At 40.0% G+C, this 17,049-nt stretch carries 15 protein-coding genes; 14 read left to right on the plus strand and 1 reads right to left on the minus strand.

What is annotated here, in order from left to right:
* Positions 1–2 precede the first annotated feature (2 nt).
* The 7 genes from HUK45_RS04490 (at position 3) to HUK45_RS04520 (ending at position 6,658) form a co-directional block, all read left to right on the plus strand.
* Positions 3–593 (plus strand): YpmS family protein, encoded by a 591-nt coding sequence (locus HUK45_RS04490; protein WP_191911293.1) that lies wholly within the window; start codon positions 3–5, stop codon positions 591–593.
* Positions 594–607: 14 nt separating this feature from the next.
* The gene (locus HUK45_RS04495; protein ID WP_102168838.1) at positions 608–835 is read left to right on the plus strand and encodes a YozE family protein; all 228 of its coding nucleotides are present in this window, start codon (positions 608–610) and stop codon (positions 833–835) included.
* Positions 836–847: 12 nt separating this feature from the next.
* Entirely contained in the window at positions 848–1,720 is an 873-nt protein-coding gene (gene ylqF / locus HUK45_RS04500; RefSeq protein ID WP_191911274.1) for a ribosome biogenesis GTPase YlqF, read from the plus strand.
* Positions 1,713–2,486, plus strand: a complete 774-nt coding sequence (locus tag HUK45_RS04505; RefSeq protein ID WP_191911275.1) for a ribonuclease HII — start codon at positions 1,713–1,715, stop codon at positions 2,484–2,486. The genes ylqF and HUK45_RS04505 overlap by 8 nt, the downstream gene beginning before the upstream one ends.
* 46 nt (positions 2,487–2,532) lie before the next feature.
* The gene (gene dprA, locus HUK45_RS04510; protein WP_191911276.1) at positions 2,533–3,399 is read left to right on the plus strand and encodes a DNA-processing protein DprA; all 867 of its coding nucleotides are present in this window, start codon (positions 2,533–2,535) and stop codon (positions 3,397–3,399) included.
* A gap of 137 nt (positions 3,400–3,536) precedes the next feature.
* Entirely contained in the window at positions 3,537–5,663 is a 2,127-nt protein-coding gene (gene topA / locus HUK45_RS04515; RefSeq protein ID WP_191911277.1) for a type I DNA topoisomerase, read from the plus strand.
* Between the two features lie 116 nt (positions 5,664–5,779).
* Positions 5,780–6,658 (plus strand): aldose 1-epimerase family protein, encoded by an 879-nt coding sequence (locus HUK45_RS04520; protein WP_191911278.1) that lies wholly within the window; start codon positions 5,780–5,782, stop codon positions 6,656–6,658.
* 47 nt (positions 6,659–6,705) lie between these two features.
* On the opposite strand, the gene plsY is transcribed toward HUK45_RS04520, so the two are convergent.
* A complete protein-coding gene (gene plsY / locus HUK45_RS04525; protein ID WP_191911279.1) occupies positions 6,706–7,332 on the minus strand; it encodes a glycerol-3-phosphate 1-O-acyltransferase PlsY in 627 nt (208 codons plus the stop codon).
* Positions 7,333–7,552: 220 nt separating this feature from the next.
* Here plsY and parE point away from each other — a divergent pair, with 220 nt between their 5' ends.
* The 7 genes from parE (at position 7,553) to msrA (ending at position 16,925) form a co-directional block, all read left to right on the plus strand.
* Positions 7,553–9,583, plus strand: coding sequence for a DNA topoisomerase IV subunit B (gene parE, locus HUK45_RS04530; RefSeq protein ID WP_191911280.1), 2,031 nt, complete (start codon positions 7,553–7,555; stop codon positions 9,581–9,583).
* A gap of 22 nt (positions 9,584–9,605) precedes the next feature.
* Complete coding sequence (gene parC / locus HUK45_RS04535; RefSeq protein WP_191911281.1) at positions 9,606–12,077, plus strand: DNA topoisomerase IV subunit A; 2,472 nt, start codon at positions 9,606–9,608, stop codon at positions 12,075–12,077.
* Between the two features lie 147 nt (positions 12,078–12,224).
* A complete protein-coding gene (locus HUK45_RS04540) occupies positions 12,225–13,160 on the plus strand; it encodes a manganese-dependent inorganic pyrophosphatase (protein ID WP_191911282.1) in 936 nt (311 codons plus the stop codon).
* A gap of 103 nt (positions 13,161–13,263) precedes the next feature.
* Positions 13,264–13,761: a GNAT family N-acetyltransferase gene (locus tag HUK45_RS04545; protein ID WP_235971999.1), complete on the plus strand. Its 498-nt coding sequence runs from the start codon at positions 13,264–13,266 to the stop codon at positions 13,759–13,761.
* A 302-nt stretch (positions 13,762–14,063) separates the two neighbouring features.
* On the plus strand, positions 14,064–15,248 hold the full coding sequence (locus HUK45_RS04550; RefSeq protein ID WP_191911284.1) for an aminotransferase class I/II-fold pyridoxal phosphate-dependent enzyme: 1,185 nt from the start codon (positions 14,064–14,066) through the stop codon (positions 15,246–15,248).
* Positions 15,249–15,251: 3 nt separating this feature from the next.
* Entirely contained in the window at positions 15,252–16,244 is a 993-nt protein-coding gene (locus tag HUK45_RS04555) for an NAD(P)-dependent oxidoreductase (RefSeq protein ID WP_191911285.1), read from the plus strand.
* 150 nt (positions 16,245–16,394) lie between these two features.
* On the plus strand, positions 16,395–16,925 hold the full coding sequence (gene msrA / locus HUK45_RS04560; protein WP_191911286.1) for a peptide-methionine (S)-S-oxide reductase MsrA: 531 nt from the start codon (positions 16,395–16,397) through the stop codon (positions 16,923–16,925).
* Positions 16,926–17,049: the final 124 nt, after the last annotated feature.

A 17,049-nucleotide genomic window follows, 5' to 3' on the forward strand; every position in this document is an offset into this window, starting at 1 on the left:
TAATAAATAGTAAAAAACAGATTAACTGGTGGAAATGGGCATTTATTACTTTAGTATTATTAATTGTGATTAGCTGTGGTGTTATTCTTCAGCGAGCAACCGCACCAGCACCACAAGCAGAATTGTCGCAAACCACCAAGGCTAATGATTCATCATTAATGGTGGAGTTAAACCGCAAACAAGTAAATGCCTTATCAGCAAACTATTTGGATAATTTTTTAAAGGATAATAAAATTAAATATAAGTTTATTGTTGGTGAAAAATACGCAACTTTAGTCGGGGATACTAAGTTCCTTGGTACTAAGGTTCGGTTCGCAATTAATTTTATTCCTGAACGGACAAGTCAGGGAAACATTCTTTTGCGTGCTAAAGGATTAAGCGTTGGTCGCCTCAATATTCCGATTAAATTTGTGATGGGATATATTGCCAAAAATTATAATATTCCTAAGTGGGTTTCTATTAATCCAAAGAAAAAGACTGTTTTACTAGATTTAAATCGTTATAGTAGGAATCGGCAATTAAAGTATTCGGCGCAAGAAATTAATATGCAGGATGGTCAGTTTAAATTTCTAATTACTGTTCCTGAAAAATAAAAGGAGGGGATTAGATGGCAGTTCGTGAAAGCTTTTATCACTATTTAATGACTCAGAGAAAGCCTACGGATGCGGATGAAGTTGAACAGTTTGCTAATAATGCATTCTATGATTCAGCTTTTCCAAAGCAGTCAACAGATTTTGACGAAATTTCAAAGTACCTAGAAGAAAATGCGGATTATTTACCGTCAATGACAATCTTTGATACCGCATGGCAACAATATCGCGATGCAATGAATTAGGAGGTAAGGTAAATGGTTACAATTCAATGGTTCCCTGGACATATGGCGAAGGCGCTTCGGCAAATTCGTGAACAAATGTCCTTAGTTGATATTGTCTTTGAACTAGTTGATGCCCGGGTTCCTTATTCCTCACAGAATCCAGAAATAGCGTTAGCAGCAGGTGATAAGCCGCGTTTATTAATTATGACTAAAACGGATCTTGCGGATCCTAAACGGTTAGGTGAATGGCTAACTTACTTTAAGGAACATAACCAGCCAGTAGTAGCACTTGATTCTCGTCAACAAAATGTTAGTAAAATTGTTACCGCTAAGAGTAAGGAGATCCTTCATGATAAGCTAGCAGAAGAGGCAGCCAAGGGATTAAAAAAGCGGCCTATTCGGGCAATGTGCGTGGGGGTTCCCAATGTTGGAAAATCAACCCTATTAAACCACCTGGTCAAAAAGAACGTTGCTGTAACAGGAAACCGTCCAGGAGTTACAACTGGTCAACAGTGGCTACGTTCATCAGCTGAGTTGGAATTGCTAGATACACCCGGAGTTCTTTGGCATAAATTTGCCAGTCAGAAGCAAGGAACAATGCTTGCTTTGTCAGGGGCAATTAAAGATAGTCTTTACGCTAAAGACGATGTTGCCTTATTTGCCCTTGACTATCTTCGTTGCCAACAACCTGAAGAATTAAAGAAACGGTACCGATTAACGGATGCCGACTTAGATGAAAGTGTTTCTAATCCAGATTTATTATTAAGAATTACGGAAAAGATGGGCTTTCGTGATGACTATGATCGAGCTAGTGAACGGTTAATCTTTGAATTACGGAAGGGAAAGTTAGGCCCCATTACGATGGAGGTTCCAGCTGATTTAAATGAGGATGGCATTAATGAGTAAGCAAACGATTGCGGAGGTCAAACAAGCCCTTCAAACAGTGCATGATTCGAATTCGCCATTATTACTAGAACTAGCTCAGGATCCGCGAAAGGGAGTCCAAAATGCCCTTCAGCAGTGGCAGCGACGAGAAGAACGCCATCAAAAAGCATTAGCTGCATTTCATCACCGGTTTAAATTTGAAAAACAGTATTGGCAGCAAGGATGCCAATATGTTGCTGGAATGGATGAAGTCGGTCGTGGTCCATTAGCAGGGCCGGTTGTAACGTGTGCTGTTATTTTAAGTCCAGACTTTGATTTGATCGGGGTCACTGACTCGAAACAGTTAACCCGCCATGAGCGAGAAAACCTTTACCTGCAAATTGTTAACGAAGCAGTTGAAGTTAGCATTGCGGTTAATGATTCGCCAAAAATCGATCAGTTAAATATCTATGCAGCAACGCAAGACGCGATGATGACAAGCGTTCGTCAATTACATCATCAGCCCGAACACTTAATTGTTGATGCTGTTCCTTTACCGGCACTTGATATTCCCCAAACAACTTTAATTAAGGGAGATCAAAAATCAATTAGTGTAGCAGCAGCTAGTATTGTAGCTAAGGAGTATCGAGATCATCTGATGCGCGATTATGATCAGGTTTATCCTGGGTATGACTTTGCTGAAAATATGGGATACGGGACAAAAAAGCATTTAGCTGGTTTACGTAAATTAGGGGCGACCCCAATTCACCGCCGTTCATTTAATCCAGTTCCGGAATATTTAAAATAATAGTAAATTGAAAATTCTCCGTACTGTAATAGTAGGGGGAATTTTTATGTTACAAGTTCGAGAATTTTTATTAAAACTAAGCCTTTGTCCGGGATTAAGCCCAGTTTCCCGGTGGCGACTATGGCAAACAGCGGAAAAAGCACGGTCATTTAATAATCTTAGTTTGTTAATTGAACGTGCTGGTATTAGTATTCGTGCACAAAATGCTCTTTTAACAAAATGGGACAGTATTGAGTTACGTGAGAAAATTCAATTAAATATGAAGCAGTCATATATTACGATTGTGGATAGTGAATATCCACGACAACTAAATGAAATCTTCTGTCCACCACTAGTGCTATTTTATCAAGGTGATCTTAGCCTTCTGAATACACAAGGTTTAGCGGTCGTTGGTGCTCGCCAGATGACGAGTTATGGTGAAGCAGCGTTAAAGGGGATTCTTCCAGTGATTATAAAACGGGGAATTACAATCATAAGCGGTCTAGCGGCAGGGGTTGACGGTCTAAGTCATGAGATTACATTAAAAAATCAGGGAAAGACAATTGGTGTTATTGGTTCAGGATTAGATCAAGTATATCCCCGAAATCATCAGTATCTTCAGCAAGCGATTGCTGAGCAGGGGCTAGTGATTTCTGAGTACGGGTTAGGGGAGGAGCCATTAGCCTGGCACTTCCCTGAACGTAACAGAATTATCGCTGGTCTTGCTGAAACGCTCTTGGTTGTAGAAGCAAAGAAACGTAGCGGAAGTCTAATTACCGCAAATATTGCTTTAGAAGAAAATCGGAATGTTTGTGCAATTCCTGGACGAATTGATGCTCCGCTATCATTGGGATGTAATCAGTTAATTGCGGCGGGAGCCAAACCGATTACAGCGGCAAAGGATCTCCTTGACGAATTTCTTTTAACGAATTAATCCTTGCATTTCGGCTCCTTTTTAATTAAAATCAACATTCGATTGGATATAGTTTGACAGATACTATATAAATGCATTAATAATAGTAGTATCAGTAAGCAAGATATTTAAAAGTATAGAAGTAAGGAGCCAATATAATGGCAACTAGTACTACAAAGAAAAAGACAACGAGTAAACGAAAAACAACTCGTCGCGCAAAACCAAAAAAGAAATTAGTGATTGTTGAATCACCATCAAAGGCCAAAACAATTGGGAAGTTTTTGGGTCGCTCTTATAAGGTAGTAGCAAGTTTAGGTCACGTGCGTGATTTACCTAAGAGTCGGATGGGGGTTGATATTGAGAATGACTATCAACCTGATTATATTTCTATCCGGGGTAAGGGTGACGTGATTAAGGAATTACGGAAAGACGCTAAAAATGCAAAAGCAGTCTACCTTGCATCAGATCCTGATCGTGAAGGAGAGGCAATTGCTTGGCACGTTTCAAATATTCTTAAGCTTGATGATTCTGAAAAAAATCGGGTAACATTTAACGAAATCACTAAGGATGCGGTTAAGGAAGCCTTCAATGAGCCACGAACTATTAACATGGATCTTGTTGATGCCCAGCAAGCACGACGAGTTCTTGATCGGTTGGTAGGTTATTCCATTAGTCCAATCTTATGGAAAAAGGTTAAGAAGGGGTTAAGTGCTGGTCGTGTTCAGTCAGTTGCCCTTAATTTAATTATCCAGCGAGAAAACGAGATTAGGAATTTTAAGCCTGAAGAGTATTGGACAATTGATGCCGAATTTAAACATAATCGTGAAAAGTTTAAGGCAACATTTTTTGGCGAAAATGGCAAGAAAGTTAGCTTAAAAAATAATAATGATGTTCAACAGGTTTTAAGTAAACTTGACAAGAATAAAGACTTTGCAATTACTAAGGTGACTAAACGGGAGCGTAAGCGTCAACCACAGCCACCGTTTACAACTTCCACGATGCAACAGGATGCTAACCGTCGTTTGAATTTCCGTACACGAAAAACAATGATGACTGCTCAAATGTTGTACGAAGGAATTGATATTAAGCAAGGAGCACCTGTCGGCTTGATCACTTATATGCGTACTGATTCCACTCGGATTGCATCAATTGCTAAGCATGAGGCCTCTAAGTTTATTCATGAAGAATATGGCGGGGAATATGCTGCAGTTAAGCCAATTAAGGGTAAGTTACCTGAGGGGGCCCAAGATGCTCACGAAGCTATCCGTCCAACGTCTGTTTTTCGTGCGCCTGCCAAAATGAAGCCATATCTGACTAATGATCAATATAAATTGTATAGTTTGATCTGGTCACGATTTGTCGCTAGTCAGATGACACCGGAAATTATTGATACAATGAATGTCAACTTGCAACAGAATAACGTTGATTTCCGGGCATCAGGTTCAAAGGTGAAGTTTGCTGGCTTTACGAAGGTCTACAAGCGGGGGAAAGAAAAGGATAACTTACTTCCTGAACTAAAAGAAGGCGATAGTGCTCAAATGGTCAGTGATGATCCTGCCCAGCACTTCACGCAACCTCCTGCACGGTATACTGAAGCTGCCTTGATTAAGACACTTGAAGAAAACGGTGTTGGTCGTCCTTCAACCTATGCACCAACACTTGACACGATTCAGCGCCGTTATTATGTTCGCTTAGTTTCACGGCATTTTGAGCCAACGGAATTAGGAGAAATCGTCAATACAATTATCGAAAAACAGTTTCCAGACATTGTTAATGCAAAGTTTACTGCTGATGTTGAAGATAAACTTGATCAAATTGAAGAGGGAAAGCAAAATTGGGTTCGGGTTGTCGATAGTTTCTATCAACCATTCTCCAAGGAAGTTAGTACCGCTGAGAGTGAAGTTTCTAAGATCGAAATGAAAGATGAACTTGCTGGAATGGATTGTGATATTTGTGGTGCTCCAATGGTAGTTAAAATGGGGCGCTACGGTAAGTTTTATGCTTGTTCACGATTTCCTGAATGTCGGAACACAAAAGCAATCGTTAAGGATACTGGAATTCCTTGTCCAAAATGTGGTCAAGGAACGGTTGTTGAACGAAAGTCGAAAAATAATCGTGTGTTCTACGGCTGTTCACGATATCCTGATTGTGACTTTGTTTCTTGGGATAAGCCAATTGGACGAAACTGTCCAAAAGATGGTCATTTCCTTGTCGAAAAGAAAATCAAGGGTGGTACTCAGGTCGTTTGCCCGAATGGAGACTACGAAGAAGAACCACAAAAGTAGTATGGTAAAACCGTTTTCATAATTTTTACTAAATTTTACTATTTTACTAATTTAAAAGAACCCTCTAATTTGCTATTATGCGGTTAGAGAGCTTTTTACTAAGGAGAAATGGTACTATGATTAAGCTAGAAAACAATGATTTAACTGTTGAGATTGCTGAGCTAGGAGCCCAATTACATAGTATTCGGCGGAATGATAACCGAATTGAATATCTGTGGCAGGGAGATTCAGCTTCGTGGAAACGTCAAGCACCAATTCTTTTTCCATTCGTCGGTCGGTTAAAAGATGATCAATATGAATTTGCCGGCAAGATATACCACCAAACCCAACATGGCTTTGCCCGGGATCGTGAGTTTAAGATTATCAACCAGACTTCTTCTCAGGTTACTCTTGAACAGACCGATAGTGAAGAAACATTAAAGGCCTTTCCGTTTGCCTTTAACCTCCGTGTAATTTATGAACTAGTTGATGACCAATTAAATGTTTGCTACTCGGTTACTAACCCTGATAGTAATCATTCATTAATTTATGCAATTGGTGCTCATCCTGGTTTTAATATGCCACTGAGCGCTCAAGGTTCCTTCGAACAGGTTCAACTTAGTGTTTCTCCCGCTGAAAAGTATTCACGTGTTGTATTAAATGGACCTTATAATGATTCACAGAACCCAATCATGATTGACATGCAAAAGCCAATGACAATTAGTCATGAACTATTTGACAACGATGCAGTAATTTTTGAAACGGGTGGTGCAAAGTTTACCGCAACCTTAACGGATCCAACTAATAATCATGGCGTTCATGTTCATACTCTTGGCACCCAACATGTTGGGGTTTGGTCACCATTCCCAACTAACGCTAATTTAGTGTGTGTAGAACCATGGTGGGGAATTGCGGACAATGTTAATGCAGATGGCAAATTGCTACATAAACAGGGGATGCATCGTTTAGCACCGCAAGATAATGCTAAGTACGAATTTAGCATCCAACCATTTTAAGATTATAAATAAAAGCAGTTCGAGAATTTGAGTTCTCAAACTGCTTTTTATTTATGATGTTTTTTCTTTAGATAATAAACAAGCCCAAAACTTACCAGGGATTCTTTGCCAGTAATGATTCGAATAATATTACTTTTATGTCGCCAAAGAACCAGTGCAGTTAAAATTCCAGCAACGCAGCTAAGAATTAGATCGTGCTCGCAAAGCGCAATGATAAATATTGAGGTAATTCCAACGATACTGGCACAGCTGGCCATGCTTGTTAACAACAAAGTAATGATAAAAATCGCACAGGCAAGGGCAAATAGTGGTGGGTTGTATGCTAATAGAATCCCTGCACTAGTTGCAACTGCTTTACCACCATGAAAATGGTCAAAGATTGAAAAAGTATGTCCTAATGAGGCAAAAATCCCAATTAATAACGGGTTTACCGAATGAGAAACCCCTAAAAGATATGGCTGACTAGCTGCTAGCGTCCCCTTGAGGACATCCATTAGGAGAACCACCACTCCAGCTTTAGGCCCCAATTCACGGAAGGTATTCGTGGTTCCAATGTTACCACTACCAAGCTTTCGAATATCTTTGTGGTAAAAAGTTTGACCAATCCACAAGCCTGATGGAATAGATCCTAAAAGATAGGCAACAATCACCATTCCAATTATTTTAATTATCATTCAATTTACTCCTTAAAAATAGCTACCCACTAAAGATAGCACGAAATCCTGTTAGAAACCACTAGAGAACCTATTTTAAAATTGTAGTTTGCAAAATAAGGATTAAATGAAGTATTATCGTTATTGTTAAAGATTGTAGTATTACTATTACAATCCTGTTCGAATTACGGTATAATATATAAATCGAACAGACGTTCAAAATGAAAAGGGAGGTCATTTTGTGGCCACAAAAAAAGAAACGTATGATGCATCGTCAATTCAAGTTTTAAAAGGACTTGAGGCCGTTCGGAAACGACCAGGGATGTATATTGGATCTACCGATTCACGAGGACTGCACCACCTCGTATACGAAATTGTTGATAATGCAGTTGATGAAGCATTATCTGGTTACGGTGACGAGATTAACGTTACGATTGAAAAAGACAATTCAATTACGGTTCAGGATCATGGTCGGGGAATGCCAGTCGGAATGCATGCTTCCGGGAAACCGACCCCTGAAGTAATTATGACGGTTCTTCATGCTGGTGGTAAGTTCGGTCAATCAGATGGTTATAAGACTTCTGGTGGACTTCATGGGGTTGGTGCTTCAGTAGTTAATGCTTTATCAACTAACCTTACTCTAACGATTGTCCGTGATCATGAACGCTATCAAGAAAAATTTAAGGATGGCGGTCAGCCAATTGGTACCTTAAAAAAACTCGGTCATACAAATGCCGGCAACGGAACAACGGTATCCTTCAAGCCTGATCCAAGCATCTTTACGACAACTGTTTATGATTACAATACCTTAGCAAATAGGTTGCGAGAATCTGCCTTTCTGTTAAAGGGAATTAAAATTGTTCTAACTGATAAGCGGCAGGATCATGAGAAGCAAGATATTTTTCAATATAAAGATGGTATTCAAGAATTTGTCACTTACTTGAATGAAGGTAAAGATACTTTAGGTAAAGTCTTATACTTTGATGGTAGTCAGGATGGCGTTGAGGTCGAGGTCGCTGCCCAATATAATGATGGTTACTCTGAATCATTGCTTTCCTTTGTTAATAATGTCCGCACGCCAGATGGCGGAACGCATGAGGCTGGGTTTAGGAGTGCTTGGACCAAGACTTTTAATGAGTACGCCCATAAGGTTGGATTGCTGAAGGATAAGGACAAGAACCTTGAAGGAAGTGATGTTCGTGAGGGACTGACTGCTGTTGTTTCTGTTCGAATTCCTGAACGAATTTTGCAATTTGAAGGTCAGACAAAAGATAAGTTAGGAACTCCAGAAGCACGGAAAATTGTGGATTCCATTGTAGGCGAGCAGCTCGGTTATGCATTAATGGAGAATGGCGATTTTGCCCAGATGCTGATTCGGAAGTCAATCAAGGCCCGTGAAGCTCGTGAAGCAGCGCGAAAGGCAAGAAACCAAGCTCGTGGCGGCAAACGTAAGAGTCGAAAAGAACGAAACCTTTCTGGAAAACTAACTCCAGCACAATCAAAGAATGCTAAAAAGAATGAACTATTCTTGGTCGAAGGGGATTCTGCTGGTGGCTCTGCTAAACAGGGACGTGACCGGAAATACCAAGCCATTTTACCGTTACGGGGAAAAGTCTTAAATACTGAAAAGGCTAAGCTTGATGATGTGTTAAAGAATGAAGAGTTAAACACAATTATTTATACAGTTGGTGCAGGTGCTGGCTCTGAGTTTAATGTTGACGATTCAAACTACGATAAAATTATTATCATGACAGATGCTGATGATGATGGAGCACATATTCAAATCTTGCTATTGACATTCTTTTACAAGTATATGCGACCAATGATTGAGGCCGGAAAAATTTATATCGCCTTGCCACCGTTATATCGTTTACAAACAGGGCGGGGTGCTAAAACTAAGATCACCTATGCATGGACCAATGATGAATTGACAGAACTGACCAAGAAAGCAGGGAAGAATGCCCAATTGCAACGGTTTAAGGGACTTGGTGAAATGAATGCCGATCAATTATGGGAAACAACAATGAACCCTGAAACACGGACATTGATTCAAGTACGAATTGAGGATGCCGAGTTAGCTGAACGTCGGGTAACAACTTTGATGGGGAATAAGGTCGAGCCACGGCGGGAATGGATTGAAGATAATGTTCACTTTACTCTTAGTGACGATAAAGAATCGGATGAATTAGTGGAGAATAAGGGACACTTATCAAGTCATAATGGACAACCAATAAAAGCTAAAAAAACTTTTAACCAAGAGGCACTTTTTTAGGTAAGCAGAAAGGAACATTACAGTGAGAGACGGTAAAATTGAAAAAATGACCTTGGAACAATTGATGGGGGATCGTTTTGGTCGTTATTCAAAGTCAATTATTCAAGAACGGGCATTGCCTGATATTCGGGATGGCTTAAAACCAGTTCAACGGCGGATCTTATTTGCAATGAATAAGGATGGAAATACCTACGATAAGGGATTCCGGAAATCAGCCAAGTCTGTCGGTAACGTCATGGGTAATTTCCACCCCCACGGAGACAGTTCAATTTACGAAGCATTAGTTCGTCTAAGTCAAGATTGGAAGCTCCGGGAACCATTAATTGAAATGCACGGGAATAATGGTTCAATGGATGGTGATCCAGCTGCGGCAATGAGGTATACGGAAGCACGATTAAGCAAAATTGCTGGATTAATGCTTCAGGACATTGATAAAGATACCGTTGAAATGACGTTAAACTTTGACGACACTGAAAAGGAACCGACAGTCTTGCCAGCACGAATTCCCAATCTTCTTGTTAATGGTGCTACCGGTATTTCAGCAGGATACGCAACAGAAATACCAACGCATAACCTTGGTGAAGTACTGGATGCTTTGGTTTACCTTCTAAATAATCCAGATGCTAGTTTAGAGAAACTAATGGAATTTATACCGGGTCCTGACTTTCCAACTGGAGGGATTATTCAGGGAATTGATGGTATTCGAAAGGCTTACCAAACAGGTCGTGGGCGAATTGTTGTTCGTGCTAGAACTGAGATTGAAACACTTCGCGGTGGTCGCCAGCAAATTAACGTAACCGAAATTCCTTATGAGGTTAATAAGGCTCAACTAGTCAAGCGGATTAATGATCTTCGTCTAGCTAAGAAGGTGGAAGGAATTGCCGAAGCACGTGACGAAACGGATCGTAGTGGCTTGCGGATTGCCATCGAGTTAAAGCGTGGTGCTAATGCTCAGGGGATCCTTAATTACCTTCTTAAAAATACTGATTTGCAAATTAACTATAATTTCAACATGGTTGCAATTGATGAGCAGCGACCAATGCGGGTAGGGTTAAAACGAATTTTAACCTCATATCTTTCCTTTCAGAAGCAAATTATTCGACGACGGACACAATTCAACCTAAATAAGGCCCAACATCGTCTCCACATTGTTGAAGGATTGATTAAAGCTTTATCAATCTTAGATCAAGTAATTAAGACTATTCGTGGGAGTAAAAATCGAAAAGATGCTAAGGAAAACCTGATTAGCCAGTATGCATTCTCCGCAGAACAAGCAGAAGCAATTGTTACTCTGCAACTTTATCGGTTAACGAATACTGATGTTACTGAGCTCAAGGATGAACAGAAAAAGCTAAACCAGCAAATTGAAGAATTCCAATTAATCCTAATAAATGATCAAGAATTAGCTAATGTCCTCCGGAGAGAAATGTTAGCAATTAAGAAGGAATTTGGTAACCCACGACGCACAAAAATTGAAAGTCATGTAGAGAAGTTAAAGGTTGATACTAAGGTAACGGTAGCAAAAGAAGACGTTATTCTCTTGGTTTCTCACGCGGGATATATTAAGCGATCAAGTGTACGCTCATTTAAGGCATCACCAATAGACGAAAACGGCCTTCGTGAAGATGATTACCCGATTTTAATTCAAGAAACAAATACTTTAGCGCACTTGTTTATGTTTACCAATTTTGGAAATGTTATTTACCGACCTGTTCATGAAATTACCGATGCCCGGTGGAAGGATACTGGAGAGCATATTTCACAGACGATTGGTTTAGCAGAAAACGAGCATATCATAAAAGCAATGGTCTTTGATAAGTTGGATCAACCAGGAACCATCATTATGGGAACAAACGATGGTCAGATCAAACAGTCGGCATTTACAGATTATAAGCCAGGGAGTCGTTATAAGAGTCGAACAACGACTGGGATTAAGTTAAAGAGCGACGAATCGAGGTTAGTAAGTGTTGATTATTACGAGCCAGCAAATGAAAATCGGTCACTCCTTGTGATTAGTCATGAAGGGTATGCAGTTCGATTTGATGTTGCTGATGTTCCCGTTACTGGTTTACGAACTGGTGGGGTTCGGGCAATAAATTTAAAAGATACTGATTATGCCACTGACTTTACTCTTGTTTCTGAAGGGCAAAACTTGGCAATGATTACCCAACGTGGGGCCTTTAAGGAAATGGCAAGCTCTGAAATTGAAATCGGAGCTCGTGCTCGTCGTGGAGAATTAGTGATTCATAGAATTAAGAACCATCCTCATAAAATTGTTGACTTTCTTGCTTATGATCCAGGTAATCATGATATTCTTGAAATTATTACTGATCGACCTGCTTTCCAGGATGTTGCAGTAGATGATCACCACCTTGGAACTGCTAAATCAAACGGGACATTTGTTGTTGATACTGATACCCAAGGAACACCTGTAAAATTAAAGCGTAAACAAGTTAATATCTTAAATGAAGAACCAGTAAGTCAGGAGAATTAATAAGCTTTCTCTACTTTTCTTTATTTTCGGTGAGATATTTTATAATTATCTCACCAAGCTGGTGCTTCCATGATAGAATAGAAATTGTAGATTGTTTCATGTCTTAGTACTTACGGACAATATCGAAACAAACAGGAGGAATTTTAAATGAGTAACAAAGAATTAGTTTTTGGTCATCAGAATCCAGATACTGATGCGATTACAGCTGCAATGGCTTTTTCATACTTTCAAAATCAATTAGGTTACGAAACTGAAGCTGTTGCTCTTGGTGAACCTAACGACGAAACAAAGTATGCCTTAGATCACTTTGGAATGAAGGCACCTCGGGTAGTTAAGACCGTTGCAAACGAAGTTGACAAGGTTATGCTTGTTGACCATAACGAACCACAACAAAGTGTTAGCGATCTTGATAAGGTTACTGTTACTCACTTGGTTGATCACCACCGAATTGCTAACTTTAACACTGCTCAACCACTTTGGATTACTGCTCGTCCATATGGTTGTGTAAGTACTATTATCACTGAATTATTCCAAGAAAAGCACATTAATATTCCAGCAGACCTTGCCGGGATGATGCTTTCAGCAATTATTTCAGACACATTGCTTTTGAAGTCACCAACCACAACTGATCATGATCGTGAAGCTGTTAAGTACTTAGCAAGAGTTGCTGGTGTTGAAGACTACGAAAAGTATGGAATCGCCATGCTAAAGGCCGGCACTAACATTGCTAAGAAGACGGATAACGAAATTGTCGATGGTGATGCAAAGACATTTGAACTTGGTGGTACTAAGTTACGAATCGGCCAAGTTAATACCGTTGACTTAGATGACGTTTTCTCCCGTCAAGCTGATCTTGAAAAGGAAATGCACAACTTAATGGATCAAAATGGCTACGAGACCTTTGTATTAATGGTTACTAACATTTTAAATAGTGATACTGACCTCTTTGTTGTTGGTGACCATACTGATACAGTTGAAAAGGCCTTTGGGAAGAAGCTTGATAATAAGCGGATGAACTTGCCAGGTGTTGTTTCCCGGAAGAAGCAAGTTGTTCCTCCATTGACAGACGCTTTTGAAGGATAATGACTTTATTTCTTTAATCATTAACATTTAATTTAATAATGTAATAAAGTGAAAAACTCCTATAATAAGGTATTAAATTATTCTTATTATGGGAGTTTTATTTATGGAATTCGAATTTTCACTTGCAAATGAAGAGGATCTACCAAGAATTGTTGATATTTATAATCAGATCATCCCATCCCGTCTTGCTACAGCTGATTTAGAGCCAGTGATCGTTGCTGACCGAGAAGTGTGGTACCATTCATTTACCAAGACTCATCCATTGTGGGTTATCAAAAATAATGAGCAAAGAGTGGAGGGGTGGGTAGGACTTGAACCGTTTTATGGTCGACCAGCCTATGAGCATACCTGCAAAATAGCGATTTATATTGATAAAACCGTTCGTCATCATGGGCTTGGAACACAAGCAATTAATTTTGTGATTAGTCAATTACCTCAACTGGGAATTACAGCAATCGTAGCCTATATTTTTGGTCATAATTTGCCAAGCTTAGGATTATTCAAGTCATTTAATTTTACGGAATGGGGAAGGTTGCCTCGAGTAGCAGAACTTGATGGTGTTCAGCGGGATCTCGTAATAATGGGGAGAAGGTTCGACTAGAATAGTAGCTAAAAAACTAACTTAACCTGAAATACAGGTTGACAAATATTAGAATAAGATTAAAATAATTAGTAATTACTTAAAGGAGGAGCATAATGATGAATGCTTTAGTTCAATCAAATATTAAAGCGTATGCCTTCAGGTTTAGCGATTAATTATCCGCTAACCAGCAGTGCTCTTCATTGTGCGTTCCCGGATAGTTGTTAACCTTAAACCATCCGGGACTCTACTAATTCTGACTTAGTCATTATAGTCCTGGGTGGATGTAACCATCGAGGACTTTTTTATTTGGAGGGAAAATTATGCCAGCAACTAAGTCACAATTATTAAATAACTTGAATACAAATTTCGGTCGATTAAAGCCAGTGGGAATTCGGGAGTTCGATTACAAGGCTAGCGCAATTCCCGGGATCATTAAATTAACGCTTGGGGAGCCTGATTTCAACGTTCCTGAGGTGATGAAGAAGGCGGCAATTGACAGTATTGAGAATAATGATTCCCACTATGCGCCGGGTAGCGGATCGATCCAATTACGGAAAGCAATCGCTAAATTTATGGCTGATCGGTATGGACTAGATTATGATCCAACAAGTGAGATAGCTGTTACGGTTGGGGCAACTGAAGGAATTTATGCTTCATTATCAGCCTTAGTCAATCCAGGGGATGAAATTTTAATTACTACGCCAACTTTTCCGCTATACATGGCGGTAACGACTATCCTTGGCGGAGAACCCGTTGAAATTGATACTAGTGATGACCAATTTGTTCTAACACCTGAAAAGCTTCGTCAAGCAATCACAGAACATCCTCGTGCCAAAGCAATTATCTTAAATTACCCATCAAACCCGACCGGTGTTACTTATACTCGTGGGCAAATCCAACAGTTGGCAGCCGCAATTGATCAAACTGATTTGGTTGTCATCGCGGATGAAATATACTCAGAGTTAGTCTACAGTGGTCAGCATACTTCGATCGCAGAATTTATTCCGGGACAAACCTTAGTCTTAAATGGGGCTTCGAAGTCACAAGCAATGACTGGGTACCGGGTCGGCTTTATTGCGGGACCACAAGAATTAATGAAGCCAGTCTCTGCCATTCATGCCATGATGGTTACCGCTGCTGCGGATCCAATGATGGCAGCGGCAGCTAAGGGATTTGCTAATGAAGCTGGAAAACAAGCGACCCTCGAAATGAAGACGGCTTACAAGCAGCGTCGCGATACCTTAGTTCCGGCATTACGCAAGCTCGGCTTTGAAATTACTAATCCTAATGGTGCTTTCTATGTCTTTGCTAAATTACCGGAACGTTTTGGAACTGATGACGTAAAATTCGCTACTGAACTGGCTGAACAAGGAAAAGTGGCTGTAATCCCTGGTTCATACTTCGGGGCTGGTGGTAGTGGCTACCTAAGGATTAGTTACGCAACAAGTATGACGGACATTAAGGAAGCAATTAAACGAATTAGCCAATTTGTAAAGGAGAACTAACCAATGACCAAAATTTTAATGACAAGTGTCCGGGACGATGAACAAGCAGCAATTAAGGAATTCGCCAAGGAAAATAATGTTGAAATTATTACTACCGAAAAGTTGATTGATGATGCCGTTGGTCTGACAAAGGATGTTGATGGCCTGGTTATCCAACAACGAAGTAAGCTGCCGACATCGGTCTACGCTAAATTACGTGAGAATGGTTTAAAACAAATTGCGACCCGAACTGCTGGTTTTGATATGATTGATCTTGATGAGGCACGGGCCAACAATCTAACGGTAACAAATGTTCCGGCTTACTCACCAAGAAGTGTTGCTGAACATGCGCTAATGCAGATTTTCCGGTTATTACGGAAAGCTTACCGGTTTGATGCTCAGGTAGCGGCTAATGATTACCGGTGGTTTAGCGATGAGCAAGCACTGGAAATTCATACAGCAACCATCGGAATCATTGGTGTTGGTCGAATTGGCGGAACGTTAGCTAAGCTATTAAAGGCGTTAGGGGCAACGGTTCTGGGAGTTGATACTAAACCGCGAGAAGAAATGAAAGAAACCGTTGAATACGTTACGGAAGAAGAACTTTTACGGCGTTCAGATGTAGTATCATTACACGTTGATCTGAACCCGACCTCGGTTGGGTTAATAACTGCGAAGGATTTTGCCTTGATGAAACCAAGTGCTGGGTTAGTGAATGCTAGTCGGGGCCCAGTGGTGAATATGGCTGATTTAGTAGTTGCCTTGAAAACAAAGCAAATTGCCGCAGCTGCCTTAGATACCTTTGAGGGTGAAAATGAGGTTGTTATGACTGATCGTCAGCAAACTGGCCTTGGTGATGTACCATTGGTTGCGGAACTTCATTCAATGGATAATGTAATTCTGACCCCGCATATTGCTTTCTTTACTAATTTGGCCGTAAAAAATATGGTTGATTTTGCTCTTGAAGATGTTTTAACGGTTCTTGCAGGAGAAAAATCACCGCATGAAGTAAATTGATCTTATTAAGTTATAGCCACTTTTGTAGAATAGGACGGGTTGTTTTTCTCATTTGTTTTTAATTCTAATAAATATATGTTAGAATACCTACAATTTATAATCTGGGCTAATATATTAAATATTGCTAGACTACGAAAGAGGTCGATATAGATGAGTTTAGATACAGCAATCTTTGCGGGTGGGTGTTTTTGGTGCATGGTTCAGCCGTTTGATACTTATCCGGGAATTAAATCGGTTGTTTCCGGGTATACTGGAGGACAGGTCCCTAATCCAACCTATGAAGAAGTTTGTTCAGGAAAGACCGGACATACTGAAGCAGTCAAGATTACTTTTGATCCTGATGTCATTTCGTATGATGATCTGGTAACAATTTATTGGCACCAAACCGACCCAACTGATGCGATGGGGCAATTCCAGGATCGTGGGGACAATTACCGACCAGTAATTTTTGTTAACAGTCCTCAACAACGTGAGATTGCCGAAAAATCAAAGGCTGCTCTTCAAGCTAGTGGGCAATTTGGAAATGATAAGATTGTTACTCAAATTGAAGATGCTAAGCCTTTTTATCCTGCAGAGGATTACCATCAAGACTTCTATAAGAAGAATCCAGAACGGTACGCTCTTCAAGAGGCTGGTGGTAGAGAACAATTTAAGCAACAACATTGGAATAACAAGGATTAATAAAAAGGGGCTGTGACATAAGTCCCTAATAATAAGCGGAGTTAGATGAAATCTTCGGATTTCATTTAACTCCGTTTTCCTTTAAAATATATGTTAGTAAAAGAAAAAGACACCGACCAGCCCG

Source organism: Limosilactobacillus urinaemulieris (assembly GCF_014838745.1).
GTDB lineage: Bacteria > Bacillota > Bacilli > Lactobacillales > Lactobacillaceae > Limosilactobacillus > Limosilactobacillus urinaemulieris.